Genomic DNA, 14151 nt, shown 5'->3' with positions numbered 1-14151 from the left:
TTCACCCTCCGGACGTGCCATCCGCCTCCGGGGCCGGTTCCCCGGCGGGGACCGCCGCGTCGCGGGCCGCGTCCGGGCCCTCGGTGAGCAGGACGGCGAAGCCGGCCTCGTCCAGGACGGGGACCTTCAGCTGGACCGCTTTGTCGTACTTGGAGCCGGGGTTGTCTCCGACGACGACGAAGGCGGTCTTCTTGGAAACGGAACCGGTGACCTTCGCGCCCCGGCTCTGCAGGGCCTCTTTCGCGCCATCCCTGGTGTGCCCGGTCAGCGTGCCCGTGACGACGACGGTGAGCCCTTCGAGGGGGCGGGGGCCCTCGTCCTCGCCGGCCCCCTCGTCCTCCATCCGGACGCCGGCCTCACGCCACTTGCGCAGGATCTCGCGGTGCCAGTCCTCGGCCAGCCACTGCTTGACCGAGGCGGCGATGATCGGCCCGACCCCCTCGGCGTCGACCAGCTCCTGCTCGGTGGCCTTCTCGATGCGGTCCATGGACCGGAACTGGCGGGCCAGCTCCCGGGCCGCGACCGGGCCGACGTGGCGGATGGAGAGCCCGGTGAGGATGCGGGCCAGCGGGGCCTCCTTGGCGGCCGCGATGCCGTCGAGCATCGCGAGGGCGTTCTTCTTGGGCTCGCCCTGCTGGTTGGCGAAGACCCGGGCGATCTTCTCCTCGCCGGTCTTCGGGTCGCGCTTGGGCAGCCCGCTGTCCGGGTCGAGGACGTAGGCCCGGATCGGCAGCAGCTGCTCCACGGTCAGCCCGAAGAGGTCGCCCTCGTCGCGCAGCGGCGGTTCGGCGGGCTCGAGCGGGGCGGTCAGCGCGGCGGCGACCACGTAACCGAAGTGGTCGATGTCGAGGCACTTGCGGCCGGCGAGGTAGGAGACGCGCTCGCGCAACTGGGCGGGGCAGGAGCGGGCATTGGGGCAGCGGACGTCGACGTCCGCCTCCTTCATGGGCTTGAGCTCCGTGCCGCACTCGGGGCAGTGGGTCGGCATGACGAACGCCCGCTCGGTGCCGTCACGGAGGTCGGCGACCGGGCCGAGGATCTCCGGGATCACGTCACCGGCCTTGCGCAGCACCACCGTGTCGCCGATCAGGACGCCCTTCGCCCGGACCACGTTCTGGTTGTGCAGGGTCGCGAACTCGACCTCGGAACCCGCCACCACGACCGGCTCGACCTGGGCGTACGGGGTGACGCGGCCGGTGCGGCCGACGCCGACACGGATGTTGACCAGCTTGCTGTTGACCTCCTCCGGCGCGTACTTCCAGGCGATGGCCCAGCGCGGGGCGCGGGAGGTGGAGCCCAGGCGGCCCTGGAGCGGGATCTCGTCCAGCTTGACGACGACACCGTCGATCTCGTGCTCCACGGAGTGCCGGTGCTCGCCGAAGTACGCGATGAACTCCCGTACGCCGTCGAGGGAGTCGACCACCTTGTTGTACTTGGCGGTGGGCAGGCCCCACTCGTGCAGCAGCTCATAGGCGTGCGACAGGCAGTCGATGTCGAAGCCCTCGCGGGCGCCGATGCCGTGCACCACCATGTGCAGCGGGCGGGTCGCGGTGACCTTCGGGTCCTTCTGGCGCAGCGAACCGGCCGCCGCGTTGCGGGGGTTGGCGAAGGGCTTGTCGTCGGCCTCCACCAGCCGGGCGTTCAGCTCCTCGAACCCCTCCATCGGGAAGAAGACCTCGCCGCGGACCTCGACGAGCGGCGGGATGCGGTCGCCCTTGAGCCGGTGCGGGATGTCGGCGATGGTGCGGACGTTGGGCGTGATGTCCTCGCCGGTGCGGCCGTCGCCCCGGGTCGCGGCGCGGGTCAGCACGCCGTGCTCGTAGGTGAGGTTGACGGCGAGGCCGTCGATCTTGAGCTCGCACAGGAAGTGGTAGCCGGGCGAGCCGACGTCCCGGGCGATGCGCTCGCCCCAGGCGGCCAGCTCCTCGTCGTCGAAGGCGTTGTCCAGGGAGAGCATCGGCTCGCGGTGCTCGACCGAGGTGAACTCCGTGCGGTACGGCCCGGCGACCTTCTGGGTCGGCGAGTCCGGGGTGCGCAGCGGCGGGTGGGACTCCTCCAGGGCCTCCAGCTCCCGCAGCAGCCGGTCGAACTCGGCGTCGCTGACGACCGGCTGGTCGTTCACGTAATACCGGAAGCGGTGCTCCTCGATCTGCTCCGCGAGGAGCTTGTGCCTCTCCCGCGCCTCGACTGGCACCGCTGTCTGCTCTTCGCCGGCCATCGTCCCGTCCTCCCGTTACCCAGCGTCCCGCTACTCAGGGTTGTCTGCGAGCGATCTCGCGGCCCGGGCGCAGTGGGCGAGCGCGGCCCGTGCGTACCCGGGCGACGCGCCCGCGAGTCCGCACGAGGGGGTGACCGTCACGGACTCGGTCAGAGTCCCCGGATTCAGCCCCAGCCTGCGCCACAGCGTCCTGACACCCATGACGCTACCGCCCGGGTCGGACAATCGGCCCGAGGCCGGGTCGGTGCCCGGTACGACCCCGAAGAACATCCGGGTGCCGCCCTCGACGGCTTCCCCCACCGCTTCCTCCTCACGCTCGGTGAGCAGGGAGAGGTCGAAGGAGATGCCGTCCGCCCCGGCCCGGCGCAGCAGCGCGAACGGCACCTCGGGGGCGCAGGTGTGCACGAGCGTGGCGGTCTCCCCGGCCGCCGCGAGGACCTCGCGCAGGGTGGCCTCCACGACCTGGCGGTCCACGGCCCGGTACGTGCGGTAGCCGCTGGCGGTCCTGACCCGGCCGCGCAGCACGGCGGTGAGCGAGGGCTCGTCCAGCTGGAGGGCGATCCGCGCCCCGGGCACCCGGCGCCGCACCTCGACGAGGTGGCCGCGCAGTCCCTCGGCGAGCGAGTCCGCGAGGTCGCGGCAGGCACCCGGGTCGCCGAGGAACGCCTCGCCGCCCCGGCGTTCCAGGGCGGCGGCGAGGGTCCAGGGCCCCACGGCCTGGACCTTGAGCGGGCCCTCGTAGCCCTGGGTGAACTCCTCCAGGGCGTCCAGGTCCTCCCCCAGCCAGGACCGGGCCCGGCGGGTGTCGCGGCCGGGCCGGTCGCTGATCCGCCAGCCGCTCGGCTCGACGTGCCCGTACAGCTCGGAGAGCAGCCCGACCGTGCGACCGGTCATGTCGGCCCCGGGCCCGCGCGCCGGGAGTTCCGCCAGGTACGGCATGCCCTCGCCGTCGCCGAAGGAGCCGGCGACGGTCTTGGCCGCCTCCCGGGCGTCTCCCCCGGGCATGGATCCGATCCCGGTGGCCGGGCAGTCCCTGAACACGCTGATCTCGCTCACGCGAGAAGGGTAACGACCTCGCCCGCGATCGTCGGCGGAAGAAGGAGCACCGCCTGGGGCCTTCGGATCCAAGGCGGAGGTCCCAGGCGCCGTGACGCCGCCGACAATCGCGGGCGAGGTCGTAAGGCCCGGGGGTCAGCGGCCGGGGCGCACGGTGAGGTCGTTGACCTCGGCGTCCCGGGGCAGGTCGAGCGCCATCAGAATGGTGGTGGCGACGGACTCGGGGTCGATCCAGCGGGCGGGGTCGTACTCCTTGCCCTCCTGCCGGTGGACCTTCTCCTGCATGGGACTGGCCGTGCGGCCCGGGTAGACGGTGGTGACGCGGACGCCGTTGCCGTGCTCCTCGTGGCGCAGCGAGTCCGCGAGCGCCTTCAGCCCGTGCTTGCTGGCGGCGTACGCGCTCCACTCGGGGCCGGCGGAGAGGCCGGCGCCGGAGTTGACGAACAGGACGTGGCCCTGGGCGACGCGCAGCTGGGGCAGCGTGAGGCGGGTCAGCTCGGCGGGCGCGACGAGGTTGGCGTTGAGCTGGTAGTGCCACGCCTTGGGGGTCAGCTCACCGACCGGGCCGAGCTCGACCACACCCGCGATGTGCAGCAGCGAGTCGAGCCGTTCCGGCACGGTCTGCTGGGCGAGGGCCCAGGAGAGCCGGTCCGGGTTGGACAGGTCGCCGACGAGGGTGCGGGCGCCGGGGTGGAGCGCGGCGAGTTCCTTGGCGCGGCCCGCGTCGCGGGCCAGCAGGACGAGGTCGTCGCCGCGCTCGGTGAGGCGCCGGGCGACCGCTGCGCCGATGCCGGAACCGGCACCGGTGATGAGGTGAGTGGACATGGCCCCCATCGTCGCATCCGCCACCCGGGCCCCGTACGTCACTGCAGGCCGGCCGACTCCTCCAGGTAGGCCAGGGCGCCGACGCCGTCCTCCGCGAAGAAGACCAGCTCGGTCAGCGGGAGGGGCAGGAACCCCTCGTCCTCCATGCGCTGGAACTGCTCGCGCAGGCCGTCGTAGAAGCCCGCGGTGTTGAGCAGGACGACCGGCTTGGTGTGCTTGCCGTGCTTCTTGAGCTCCAGGATCTCGGTCGCCTCGTCCAGCGTCCCGGTGCCGCCGACCATGATCACGATCGCGTCGGACTTCGCGAGCAGGAGCGCCTTGCGCTCGGCGAGGTCGCGGGCGATGACCATCTCGTCCGCGTTGGTACGCGCCTTGGCGGCCAGGAAGTCCACGGAGACCCCCACGAGCTTCCCGCCCGCCTCCTGGACGCCGTCCGCGACGACCTTCATCAGGCCGCTCTCGGAACCGCCCCAGACCAGGGTGTGCCCGCCGCGCCCCAGCAGCTCGGCGAACTCACGGGCGGGGACGGTGTAGCGGTCGGGGAGGTCGGCGGCGGAGAGGAAGACGCAGATGTTCATGGCTGCCACGGTAAGGCCCCCCGCCTGTCGGCCCACGGCCGGGGGAACACGGCGGCCGGGATGCGGCGGGCGCCGGTGTGGCGGACCCTGGAATCCGTGGCGCGCACACCCTTGAGCGCCCCGCGCGGCCAGGCCCGTACTGGGGTCGGGCGTGGCCGCGCGGGGCTCTGCCGTGCGTACGGCGCTCAGCCCGCCGCCGCGCGCTCCCGGCGCACCGTCGTCGCGATCGTCGCGGAGCCGACCACGCGGCTGCCGTCGTACAGCACGACCGCCTGGCCGGGGGCGACGCCCCGCACCGGTTCGGCGAACGCGACGTGCAGGGTGGCGTCGGTCAGCTCTGCGGTCACCTCGGTCTCGCCGCCATGGGCGCGGAGCTGGGCGGTGTACGTCCCGGGGCCGGACGGGGGCGTCCCGCACCAGCGGGGCTTGATCGCGGTGAGCGCGGTGACGTCCAGGGCCTCGGCGGGGCCGACGGTCACCGTGTTGTTCACCGGGGAGATGTCCAGGACGTAGCGCGGCTTGCCGTCGGGGGCCGGGTGGCCGATGCGCAGGCCCTTGCGCTGGCCGATGGTGAAGCCGAAGGCGCCCTCGTGGGTGCCCACCTTCGTACCGGACTCGTCCAGGATGTCGCCCTCCGCCCGGCCGCCGAGGCGGTCCGCGAGGAAGCCCTGGGTGTCGCCGTCCGCGATGAAGCAGATGTCGTGGCTGTCGGGCTTCTTGGCGACCGCGAGGCCCCGGCGCTCGGCCTCGGCGCGGATCTCGTCCTTGGTGGTGAGGGTGTCGCCGAGCGGGAACATCGCGTGGGCGAGCTGGCGCTCGTCCAGGACGCCGAGCACATAGCTCTGGTCCTTGGCCATGTCCGAGGCGCGGTGCAGCTCCCGGTTGCCGTCCGCGCCGGTGACGACGGTGGCGTAGTGGCCGGTGCACACGGCGTCGAAGCCGAGCGCGAGGGCCTTGTCGAGGAGGGCGGCGAACTTGATCTTCTCGTTGCAGCGCAGGCACGGGTTGGGGGTGCGCCCCGCCTCGTACTCGGCGACGAAGTCCTCCACGACGTCCTCGCGGAAGCGTTCCGCCAGGTCCCAGACGTAGAAGGGGATGCCGATGACGTCCGCGGCGCGGCGGGCGTCGCGGGAGTCCTCGATGGTGCAACAGCCCCGGGCACCGGTCCGGAAGGACTGCGGGTTCGCGGAGAGGGCGAGGTGCACACCGGTCACGTCGTGGCCCGCCTCGGCGGCGCGGGCCGCGGCGACGGCGGAGTCGACACCGCCCGACATGGCGGCGAGGACGCGGAGGGGGCGCTGGGGAGTCTGAGTCATAGCCCCACCAGGGTACGTGCGGGCGGGAACCGAAAGCTCGCGGATAAGCGTTGTCCGTCTCATGGGGACCAAGGGGACGGACGGCGGCGGCACCGGGACCGGGATCAGCCGGCGCTCGGTGCTGATCGGCGGTGCCGTCACGGCCGTGGGCACGGCGGTGCTGGCGCGGGACCGGCTGAAGCGCGCCTGGTGGCGGCTGCCGGGCGTGGAGAAGCCGCGCACTCCGGGGGCGGTGGACTACGCGGGGGCGAAGTGGGTGGCGGCCTCGGAGGCGAACTGGCGGCGGGCCGACCGCCCCGACGACTACGGGATCGACCGGGTGGTCGTCCACGTCACGCAGGGCGGCTTCGACAGCGCGGTCCGCGCCTTCCAGGACCCGGGACACCGGGCGGCGGCGCATTACGTGGTGCGCAGGGACGGACACGTGACGCAGATGGTCCGCGAGCTGGACGTGGCGTTCCACGCGGGCAACCGCTCGTACAACGAACGCAGCGTGGGCATCGAGCACGAGGGCTTCGTGGAGCGTCCGCAGGACTTCACCGCCGCGATGTACGGGGCGTCGGCGAAGCTCACCGCGTCGGTATGCGGGCGGTACGGCATCCCCGTGGACCGCGAGCACATCATCGGGCACGTGGAGGTCCCGGGCGCCGACCACACGGACCCGGGCCGCGGCTGGGACTGGGACCGCTACCTGGAGCTGGTCCGCCGCGCGGCCTCGGCCCCCGCCGCGGAGAAGTCCTAGCTGAGCCCCGCCGACCGCGCCCGCTCCACCGCCGGGCCGATCGCCCGGGCCACGTCCTGGACGTCCTGCTTGGTCGAGGTGTGGCCGAGCGAGAAGCGCAGGGTGCCCCGGGCCAGGTCCGGATCGGTGCCCGTGGCGAGCAGGACGTGGCTGGGCTGGGCGATCCCGGCGGTGCAGGCGGAGCCGGTGGAGCACTCGATGCCCTGGGCGTCCAGCAGCAGCAGGAGCGAGTCGCCCTCGCAGCCGGGGAAGGTGAAGTGCGCGTTGGCCGGCAGCCGGCCGCCCGGTGCCGGGTCGCCGCCCAGGAGGGCGTCGGGGACCTCCGCCAGGACGGCGGCGGCCAGCTCGTCGCGGAGCGCGCCGGTCTCCCGGGCGAAGTCCTCGTGCCGGTCGGCGGCGATCCTTCCGGCGACGGCGAACGAGGCGATGCCCGGCACGTCCAGGGTGCCCGAGCGCACATGGCGCTCCTGCCCGCCGCCGTGCAGCACGGGCACCGGGGTGTACTCGCGGCCGAGCAGCAGCGCGCCGACACCGGTGGGCCCGCCGATCTTGTGCGCGCTGACGGTCATCGCGGCGAGCCCGGACGCGGCGAAGTCCACATCGAGCTGGCCGAAGGCCTGGACCGCGTCGGCGTGCATCGGGATCCCGAACTCGCGCGCCACCTCGGCGAGTTCGCGTACCGGCAGGATCGTACCGATCTCGTTGTTGGCCCACATCACGGTGATCAGCGCGATGTCGTCGGGATCGCGCAGGACCGCCTCGCGCAGCGCCTCGGGATGGACGCGCCCGTACCGGTCGACGGGGAGGTACTCGACGGCCGCGCCCTCGTGGGCGGCCAGCCAGTCGACGGCGTCGAGGACGGCGTGGTGCTCGACGGGGCTGGCGAGGACCCGGGTGCGGCGGGGGTCGGCGTCGCGGCGGGCCCAGTACAGGCCCTTCACCGCGAGGTTGTCCGACTCGGTGCCGCCGGAGGTGAAGACCACCTCGCTGGGGCGTGCGCCGAGGGCGTCGGCGAGGGATTCCCGGGACTCCTCGACGGTACGGCGGGCCCGGCGCCCGGCGGCGTGGAGTGAGGACGCGTTGCCCGTGACGGCGAGCTGCGCGGTCATCGCCGCGATCGCCTCGGGAAGCATCGGCGTGGTCGCGGCGTGGTCGAGGTAAGCCATGGTGGGCTCGATTCTACGAGCCCCGGCCGGGGCGTATGGCGGGCGCATGGGCTCCCGGGGCCCGCGCACCGCGTGCGGCGGTGCCGGTCAGCCGCCGAAGCCCCAGGAGACGGTGCCGTTTCCGGTGACCAGGAAGGCGAGGACCACCAGGTCGGCGACGCCGAGCGCGAGGCCGAGGAAGGCGCGGCCGCGCCGTTCGGTGGAGCGGGCCAGGGCCACGAGCGCCATGACGATGGCGGCGGGGCCCAGCAGGAGGTTCATCACCAGCAGCCCGACGAGCCCCAGCACGAACGAGGCGACGGCGAGCCCGTCGGCGTCCCGGCGGGAGCGCGGGGCGGCGTGCACCGGCGCGCTCATCGGGTGCCCCGCGCCCGCTCGCGTACGGCGAAGACCAGGAGCCAGCAGCCGATGAGGGCGCCGAGGGCGAGCGACAGCGGAAGGGGGATCTGAGCCACCGCTCCCAGCACGATCCCCAGCAGGAGCAGTGCGGCGACGAGGACGATCATGTTCGGCCTTTCCCTGTGCGGACGGACCATTCAGAGAACAACTGTTCACTGACTTCCGAGTCTAAACCTCTCCACCCCTTCCCCGGTCCGGAGAACAGTTGTTTACTGAATGGCATGAGTCACACCGCCGGCATCCGAGGGAACGGCACCCGCGAGAGCCAGAAGCTGAAGACGCGCCAGGCGCTGCTCGACGCCGCCCTGGGGCTGCTGGCGGAGCAGAGCCTGAGCAGCCTCGGGCTGCGCGAGGTGACCCGGGCGGCCGGCATCACGCCCACGGCCTTCTACCGGCACTTCGGGAGCGTGCCCGCTCTCGGGGTGGCCCTGGTCGAACAGACCCTGGGCAGCCTGCACGGCATGATCGGCGCGGTACTCGCCGGGACGGGCGACAGCGAGGTCCGGCTCGACCGCAGCGTGGAGCTGATACGGCGCCACGTACGGGAGCAGCCCGCACACTTCCGCTTCATCGCGCGGGAGCAGCACGGCGGGGTCGGCCCGGTCCGCGAGGCCATCGCGGCGCAGCTGCGGCTGTTCGCCGAGGAGGTGGCGGCGGCCCTCGCGGCGGAATCGGGGTCCGAGGGCTGGAGCGAGGAGGACCTGCTGATGCTGGGCGGTCTCTACGTGGACCACATGGTGATCACCGCGTCGGCCCTGCTGGACGCGGGCCCGGCGGACGACGAGCGGGTGGCCCGCACGGCCGGGCGCCGGCTCCGGCTCATCGCGCTGGGCGCCCTGCACTGGCTCGACGAGCCGGCACAGGGCGCCTGAGAACGAGGACCGGGACGGCCGGCCGCGCGGGGAGAACCGGGAGGGTCAGCCGCGCGGGGCGCGGGCGAGCTGGCGGGACTGGGCGACCAGGCGGTCGGCGCTGTCCCAGACGTCCGCGTCCTCCTCCAGGAAGCCGCCCGCCAGGTTGCGGGTGGTGATGGAGACGCGGAGCGGGCCCGGGGCCGGACGGCAGCGGATGTGCGTGGTGAGCTCGATGGTGGGCGTCCAGCCCTTGAGCCCCAGCTCGAACGAGGTGGGCGGCAGCGCGTCCACGGTGAGCAGCAGGGAGAACGGGTCGGGGTCGCGGCCGTCGGCCAGCCCGAACCAGCCGCGCATCTCGCCCTTGCCGGAGGGCTGCCCGATCGCCCAGCCGATGGTCGCCGGGTCCAGCTTGATGTCGAGCCGGTCGGTGATCGCGGAGCTGCCCGGGATGGGCGCCGGGCCGTCGCTGGGGCCGAGGCAGTGTTCACGCGGAGGGATGGCCGGCGGCTTCGCGGAGGTGCGGACGTCGTCGCTGAGGGCGTCCAGGTCGCCGTAGGTGGCGAGGACGCGGATGCGCTCGACCTCGGTGCCGTCCTCGGCGTACTGGAAGAGGGACGCCTGACCGGTGGAGAGGGTGCGGCCGGTGCGGACGGTCTGGGTCCGGATCACCGCCGGGCCGGGCACGGACGCGGTGAGGTAGTGCGCGGAGACGGAGAACGGGTCCGCGTGCGGCAGGGCCTCGCCGAGCGCACGGCCCAGCATCGCCAGCAGATAGCCGCCGTTCACGGCCTGGATGATCGTCCAGCCCGCCGAGAGCTCCGCGTCGTAGACGCCCTCTTCGCGCAGGGTGACCGCGGTGTCCCGGTCGAACTCGCTGTCCCCGATGGTTGCCTGTGCCATGGAGGCACCGTACACCGATTGTATTACTGAGCGGTAGCTTTTTGGTTCTCCATGTACGTCACGCCTCCTCCGCGCGCGCCGAGCGCCGGTTGTGGGCGCGCGGGGCCCGCCAGTGGAAGCGGAGCGCGAGGAGGCGCAGGACGAACGCGGTGATGACGGCCGCGCCGCTGGTCAGGGCGTTGAGGGCGTCGAAGCGGATGCAGAGCGCGATGACGGTGGCGCCCACCATGGCGGGCACCGCGTACAGGTCCCGGTCCCAGCGCAGCAGCGACGGCACCTCGTTGGCCAGCACGTCGCGCAGCACGCCGCCGCCGACCGCCGTGGCCAGGCCGAGCGCCGCCGACGAGGTGAGGCCGAGCCCGTAGTCGTACGCCTTCACCGTGCCGGTGACGCAGAACAGCCCGAGACCGGCGGCGTCGAAGACGTTCACGCCGGCTTGGATGCGCTCCACGTGCGGGTGGAGGAAGAAGACCAGACCGGCGGCGAGCAGCGGGGTGGTGAAGTACCCCAGGTCCGTGAAGGCGGCGGGCGGCACCGCGCCGATGATCAGATCACGGAACAGCCCTCCGCCCAGCGCCGTCGCCTCGGCGAGCACCGCGATGCCGAAGACATCGAAGTTCTTGCGTACGGCGAGCAGGGCGCCCGAGATCGCGAAGACGAAGATCCCCACGATGTCGAGCGCGTGCTGGACGGAGGGCGTGAACAGTTCGTTGAGCACCGGGCAATTGTGCCCGTACTACTCCTTCGTACCGTCCGGGGCGGGTTCGGAGGGCTCGGCGGCCTTCGCGGGCCCCTCCGGCGCCTCGGCCGCGGGCTCGTCCGCGGGCGCCGAGCGGACCGTGATGACGTCCGCGACCAGCGGCGCGTCGCCCGGCACCTGGTCCTCGCCGTTCTCCGGGTGGTGGCAGGCCACCTGGTGCCCGGTCTTCAGCTGGAGCAGCGGCGGCTCGGTCGTCCCGCAGACCTTCGTCGCCTTCCAGCACCGGGTGTGGAACCGGCAGCCGGTGGGCGGTGAGATCGGCGACGGCACATCGCCCTTGAGCAGGATGCGGTCGCTCTTGGCACCGCGCCGGCGCGGATCGGGCACCGGCACCGCGGACATCAGCGCCTTGGTGTACGGGTGCATCGGCGCCTGGTACAGCGACGTGCGGTCGGCCAGCTCGACGATCTTGCCGAGGTACATGACCGCGATGCGGTCCGACACGTGGCGGATCACCGACAGGTCGTGCGCGATGATCATGTACGTGAGCCCGAGCTCGTCCTGGAGGTCGTCCAGCAGGTTCACCACCTGCGCCTGGATCGACACGTCCAGCGCGGAGACCGGTTCGTCCGCGACGACCAGCTTCGGCTTGAGGGCGAGCGCCCGGGCGATGCCGATGCGCTGGCGCTGGCCGCCGGAGAACTCGTGCGGGTAGCGGTTGTAGTGCTCGGGGTTGAGCCCGACCAGCTCCAGCAGCCGCTGGACCTCCGCCTTCACGCCGCCCTCGGGCTTGACGCCCTGGAGCCGGAAGGGGGTGGAGACGATCCCGCCGACCGTGTGGCGCGGGTTCAGCGAGCCGTACGGGTCCTGGAAGATCATCTGGATGTCGCGCCGCATCGGCCGCAGCCGCCCGGCGGACAGGTGGGTGATGTCGCGCCCCTGGAACTCGACCTTGCCGCCGGTCGGTTCCAGCAGCCGGGTCACCAGCCGGCCCATGGTCGACTTGCCGCAGCCCGACTCGCCGACGACGCCCAGGGTCTCCCCGGGGCGCACGTCGAAGGTGAGCCCGTCGACCGCCTGGACCGCGCCGACCTTGCGCTTCAGCACGCCCTTGGTGATCGGGAAGTGCTTGACCAGGCCGTCCACCTTGAGGAGCGGTTCGGGGCCGGACCCGTCCGACCCGGCCGCGGCCGGCGCGGGAGTCTTCTTGTTCAGCTCAGTCACAGCTTCGGCGCAATCTCTTCGGTCCAGATCCGTTCGCGCTGCTCACGCGACATGTGGCACGCGGAGTAGTGCCCGTCGCCGACCTGCTTCAGCTCGGGACGCTCGGTGCGGGTGAGGTTGTCGGGCGGGACGTCGGCGTACGGGCAGCGCGGGTGGAAGGCGCAGCCCGGCGGGACGTTGATGAGGCTGGGCGGCGATCCCTTGACGGGGATCAGCCGCTCGGTCTGCTCCCGGTCGATCCGCGGCATCGAGCCGAGCAGGCCCCAGGTGTACGGGTGCTGGGGCTCGTAGAACACCTTCTCGGCGGAGCCGCGCTCGACGCACCGGCCCGCGTACATCACGAGGATCTCGTCCGCGATCTCGGCGACGACACCGAGGTCGTGGGTGATCATGATGACCGCGGAGCCGAACTCCTTCTGCAGATCGCGGATCAGGTCGAGGATCTGCGCCTGGACGGTGACGTCGAGGGCGGTCGTCGGCTCGTCGGCGATGAGCAGCTGCGGGTTGTTGACCAGGGCCATCGCGATCATCGCGCGCTGGCGCATGCCGCCGGAGAACTGGTGCGGGTAGTCGTCGAACCGACGGTGCGGCTCGGGGATGCCGACGCGGTCCAGCATCTCGACGGCGCGCTTCTTCGCGGTCTTCTTGTCGACCTTGTGGTGGACCCGGTGGGCCTCCACGATCTGCGCGCCGATCGTGTAGTACGGGTGCAGGGCGGACAGCGGGTCCTGGAAGATCATGGCCATCTTCTGCCCGCGCAGCCGTCGTACGCGCTCGGCGCCCGAGCCGATCAGCTCCTCGCCCTCCAGCCAGATCTCGCCGCCGATCCGGGCCCGCTCCGAGGTGTGCAGGCCCATGATCCCCAGCGAGGTCACGGACTTGCCGGAGCCTGACTCGCCGACGATGCCGAGGGTCTGGCCGGCCTCCAGGTCGAAGCTGACCCCGTCCACGGACTTGACCAGGCCGTCGTCGGTGTCGAAGTGGACGCTGAGGTCGCGCACGGAGAGGAACGGGTGGCCGTCGCCCGAGCGGGGGGCCGGGACGGTCCCCTCCGTCCGGGAGTCCTTCGCGGCCGAGTCCTTGGCCGAGTCCTTCTTGGTCGCGCCGCTCATGAGAGCCTCACCCGGGGGTCGATCGCGGCGTACACGAGGTCCACCAGCAGGTTGCAGATGACGATGAAGAAGGCCGCGACCAGGGTCACGCCCATCACCTTGGGCAGGTCGGCGGTGGTCACGCCCTGGATCGCGAAGGCGCCGAGTCCCTGGAAGGAGAAGACGCGTTCGGTGATGACCGCGCCGCCGAGGAGCAGCGCGAAGTCCATGCCGAAGATCGTGACCAGCGGGGTGAGCGCGGACCGCAGCCCGTGCTTGACGACCACCGTGCGCTCCTGGAGGCCCTTGGCGCGCGCGGTCCGGATGTAGTCCTCGCTCATGGTCTCCAGCATCCCGGCCCGGGTGAGCCGGGCGTAGAGCGCGGAGTACAGCAGGGCGAGCGTGCACCAGGGCAGGACCAGGCTGCCCGCCCAGGCGACCGGGTCCTCGGTGATGGGCACGTACTCCCCGTTGCCGAAGAGCGCGAGGACGACCAGGCCGGTGAAGAACATCGGGAGGGAGACGCCGGCGAGGGCGACGCCCATGGAGAGGCGGTCGAAGAGCGAGCCCCGCTTCAGCGCGGAGACGACACCGATGGCGACACCCGAGACGACCCAGATGACGGCGGCACCGACGGCCAGCGAGAGCGTGACCGGGACCCGGTCCACGAGCTGCGGCCAGATCTCGGTGTGCGTCTTGAACGAGTAGCCGAAGCACGGGGCGTTGCACATGACGGGGTCGGGGCCGAACTGGTACTGGGCGCCGGCCACGATGCCCTTGATGAAGTGCCAGTACTGGAGGTACAGGGGCTGGTCCAGCCCCAGGTTCTTCTTGACCGCCGCGATGACGTCGGGGTCGGGGCTCTTCCCCACGTACTGGGCGGCCATGGAGTCGAGGGTCTGCCCGCCGAGGCGGGGCACCAGGAAGAAGATCGCGAACGTGACTGCGCTGACCACCAGCAGCAGCAACACCGCGGCGAATACGCGTCGGATGATGTACGCAGCCACAGCCGTGCGGCGCCGGGCGGGTGGGGCGGGAAACCCCGCCGCCCGGCGCCTTCACCTGCCTTTCAGGGGATGCTT

General features: G+C 72.3%; 15 protein-coding genes. 2 read left to right on the top strand and 13 right to left on the bottom strand.

Going from position 1 to position 14151, the window contains the following annotated elements:
- Nucleotide 1: 1 nt before the first annotated feature.
- The 5 genes from ligA to mnmA form a co-directional block, all read right to left on the bottom strand.
- Nucleotides 2-2218: an NAD-dependent DNA ligase LigA gene (ligA, locus tag G3I41_RS12330; protein ID WP_164400251.1), complete on the bottom strand. Its 2217-nt coding sequence runs from the start codon at nucleotides 2216-2218 to the stop codon at nucleotides 2-4.
- Between the two features lie 30 nt (nucleotides 2219-2248).
- Nucleotides 2249-3274: a methionine synthase gene (locus G3I41_RS12325; RefSeq protein ID WP_164400250.1), complete on the bottom strand. Its 1026-nt coding sequence runs from the start codon at nucleotides 3272-3274 to the stop codon at nucleotides 2249-2251.
- Between the two features lie 135 nt (nucleotides 3275-3409).
- Entirely contained in the window at nucleotides 3410-4099 is a 690-nt protein-coding gene (locus G3I41_RS12320) for an SDR family oxidoreductase (protein ID WP_164400249.1), read from the bottom strand.
- Nucleotides 4100-4137: 38 nt separating this feature from the next.
- Nucleotides 4138-4677 (bottom strand): TIGR00730 family Rossman fold protein, encoded by a 540-nt coding sequence (locus tag G3I41_RS12315; protein WP_073963830.1) that lies wholly within the window; start codon nucleotides 4675-4677, stop codon nucleotides 4138-4140.
- A gap of 185 nt (nucleotides 4678-4862) precedes the next feature.
- Nucleotides 4863-5993: a tRNA 2-thiouridine(34) synthase MnmA gene (mnmA, locus tag G3I41_RS12310; RefSeq protein ID WP_164400248.1), complete on the bottom strand. Its 1131-nt coding sequence runs from the start codon at nucleotides 5991-5993 to the stop codon at nucleotides 4863-4865.
- Between the two features lie 61 nt (nucleotides 5994-6054).
- Here mnmA and G3I41_RS12305 point away from each other — a divergent pair, with 61 nt between their 5' ends.
- On the top strand, nucleotides 6055-6735 hold the full coding sequence (locus G3I41_RS12305) for an N-acetylmuramoyl-L-alanine amidase (protein ID WP_164400247.1): 681 nt from the start codon (nucleotides 6055-6057) through the stop codon (nucleotides 6733-6735).
- On the opposite strand, the gene G3I41_RS12300 is transcribed toward G3I41_RS12305, so the two are convergent.
- From G3I41_RS12300 to G3I41_RS36370, 3 genes are all read right to left on the bottom strand, one after another.
- Entirely contained in the window at nucleotides 6732-7901 is a 1170-nt protein-coding gene (locus G3I41_RS12300) for a cysteine desulfurase family protein (RefSeq protein WP_164400246.1), read from the bottom strand. The two genes, G3I41_RS12305 and G3I41_RS12300, sit on opposite strands and share 4 nt — an antisense overlap.
- A gap of 87 nt (nucleotides 7902-7988) precedes the next feature.
- Nucleotides 7989-8258, bottom strand: a complete 270-nt coding sequence (locus G3I41_RS12295) for a DUF4190 domain-containing protein (RefSeq protein ID WP_164400245.1) — start codon at nucleotides 8256-8258, stop codon at nucleotides 7989-7991.
- Nucleotides 8255-8407 (bottom strand): hypothetical protein, encoded by a 153-nt coding sequence (locus G3I41_RS36370; protein WP_203600827.1) that lies wholly within the window; start codon nucleotides 8405-8407, stop codon nucleotides 8255-8257. The genes G3I41_RS12295 and G3I41_RS36370 overlap by 4 nt, the downstream gene beginning before the upstream one ends.
- Before the next feature lie 114 nt (nucleotides 8408-8521).
- Between G3I41_RS36370 and G3I41_RS12290 the strand changes: the two genes are divergently transcribed.
- The gene (locus G3I41_RS12290; RefSeq protein WP_164400244.1) at nucleotides 8522-9172 is read left to right on the top strand and encodes a TetR family transcriptional regulator; all 651 of its coding nucleotides are present in this window, start codon (nucleotides 8522-8524) and stop codon (nucleotides 9170-9172) included.
- A 45-nt stretch (nucleotides 9173-9217) separates the two neighbouring features.
- On the opposite strand, the gene G3I41_RS12285 is transcribed toward G3I41_RS12290, so the two are convergent.
- Genes G3I41_RS12285 through G3I41_RS12265 form a run of 5 tightly spaced genes read right to left on the bottom strand, consistent with a single transcriptional unit; the run spans nucleotide 9218 to nucleotide 14076 of the window.
- Nucleotides 9218-10054, bottom strand: coding sequence for a thioesterase family protein (locus G3I41_RS12285; RefSeq protein ID WP_164400243.1), 837 nt, complete (start codon nucleotides 10052-10054; stop codon nucleotides 9218-9220).
- Nucleotides 10055-10112: 58 nt separating this feature from the next.
- Complete coding sequence (locus G3I41_RS12280; RefSeq protein ID WP_164400242.1) at nucleotides 10113-10772, bottom strand: trimeric intracellular cation channel family protein; 660 nt, start codon at nucleotides 10770-10772, stop codon at nucleotides 10113-10115.
- Nucleotides 10773-10790: 18 nt separating this feature from the next.
- A complete protein-coding gene (locus G3I41_RS12275; RefSeq protein ID WP_164400241.1) occupies nucleotides 10791-11978 on the bottom strand; it encodes a dipeptide ABC transporter ATP-binding protein in 1188 nt (395 codons plus the stop codon).
- Nucleotides 11975-13090, bottom strand: a complete 1116-nt coding sequence (locus tag G3I41_RS12270; protein WP_164400240.1) for an ABC transporter ATP-binding protein — start codon at nucleotides 13088-13090, stop codon at nucleotides 11975-11977. Before G3I41_RS12270 ends, G3I41_RS12275 begins: the two co-directional genes overlap by 4 nt.
- On the bottom strand, nucleotides 13087-14076 hold the full coding sequence (locus G3I41_RS12265) for an ABC transporter permease (protein WP_164400239.1): 990 nt from the start codon (nucleotides 14074-14076) through the stop codon (nucleotides 13087-13089). Before G3I41_RS12265 ends, G3I41_RS12270 begins: the two co-directional genes overlap by 4 nt.
- Nucleotides 14077-14151 lie beyond the last annotated feature (75 nt).

Origin of the sequence: Streptomyces sp. SID9727, assembly GCF_010550605.1 — a bacterium.
Lineage (GTDB): Bacteria > Actinomycetota > Actinomycetes > Streptomycetales > Streptomycetaceae > Streptomyces.
This window is presented reverse-complemented; position numbering and strand designations above follow the sequence as displayed.

What these genes read in the sequence shown, in the direction of transcription:
- G3I41_RS36370 (WP_203600827.1), bottom strand. Translation starts at nt 8,407, where the DNA reads ATGATCGTCCTCGTCGCCGCACTGCTCCTGCTGGGGATCGTGCTGGGA.
- mnmA (WP_164400248.1), bottom strand. Translation starts at nt 5,993, where the DNA reads ATGACTCAGACTCCCCAGCGCCCCCTCCGCGTCCTCGCCGCCATGTCG.
- ligA (WP_164400251.1), bottom strand. Translation starts at nt 2,218, where the DNA reads ATGGCCGGCGAAGAGCAGACAGCGGTGCCAGTCGAGGCGCGGGAGAGG.
- G3I41_RS12320 (WP_164400249.1), bottom strand. Translation starts at nt 4,099, where the DNA reads ATGTCCACTCACCTCATCACCGGTGCCGGTTCCGGCATCGGCGCAGCG.
- G3I41_RS12270 (WP_164400240.1), bottom strand. Translation starts at nt 13,090, where the DNA reads ATGAGCGGCGCGACCAAGAAGGACTCGGCCAAGGACTCGGCCGCGAAG.
- G3I41_RS12315 (WP_073963830.1), bottom strand. Translation starts at nt 4,677, where the DNA reads ATGAACATCTGCGTCTTCCTCTCCGCCGCCGACCTCCCCGACCGCTAC.
- G3I41_RS12300 (WP_164400246.1), bottom strand. Translation starts at nt 7,901, where the DNA reads ATGGCTTACCTCGACCACGCCGCGACCACGCCGATGCTTCCCGAGGCG.
- G3I41_RS12285 (WP_164400243.1), bottom strand. Translation starts at nt 10,054, where the DNA reads ATGGCACAGGCAACCATCGGGGACAGCGAGTTCGACCGGGACACCGCG.
- G3I41_RS12290 (WP_164400244.1), top strand. Translation starts at nt 8,522, where the DNA reads ATGAGTCACACCGCCGGCATCCGAGGGAACGGCACCCGCGAGAGCCAG.
- G3I41_RS12305 (WP_164400247.1), top strand. Translation starts at nt 6,055, where the DNA reads ATGGGGACCAAGGGGACGGACGGCGGCGGCACCGGGACCGGGATCAGC.
- G3I41_RS12295 (WP_164400245.1), bottom strand. Translation starts at nt 8,258, where the DNA reads ATGAGCGCGCCGGTGCACGCCGCCCCGCGCTCCCGCCGGGACGCCGAC.